The sequence below is a fragment of the Thermocrinis sp. genome (genome assembly GCF_036781485.1).
In the GTDB taxonomy this organism is placed as follows: Bacteria; Aquificota; Aquificia; order Aquificales; family Aquificaceae; genus Thermocrinis.
Window position 1 is genome coordinate 270552 of record NZ_DAIQAX010000001.1, and the last position, 390, is coordinate 270941.

1 protein-coding gene is annotated in these 390 nt (G+C 39.7%); it reads right to left on the bottom strand.

From position 1 onward, the window contains the following. Positions 1–95: 95 nt before the first annotated feature. The coding region (locus V7P40_RS01575) for a DUF29 family protein (protein WP_333784212.1) at positions 96–390 on the bottom strand (295 nt) is incomplete at its 5' end.

Sequence of the window (390 nt, forward strand, 5' to 3'; positions counted from 1 at the left end):
GCCTCTCCTTCAAAAGCCTTAGGTTTTCCATAACCCAAAGGTAAAAGTCTTTTTCGTATAGCTCTTTGAGGTTTTCGGAGATTCTTATAGCCATGCTAAATCTCCTCAATCCAAGGTTCATACTCAAGCACCTGTTCAAAGGTGTATGGACACTTGCTTGGGAAGTCTTTCTCCGTCGGTAGCCTCCCAAAAAACCGTTTTGCTATGGTCTTGTTTTCTGGATATTTAAACCAACCGATTAAGCTTTTGATCGCATCTTCCCACGCTTCTTGAAGTTCTTCTTCGGACTTTTTTACTAAGGATGGATTTTTTCTATAAAGCCTACTTAGTTCAAGCCTTGCGTTTATTATGCTTTTTATCCAACTGTTTCCCATCTCTTGGCTAATTTTG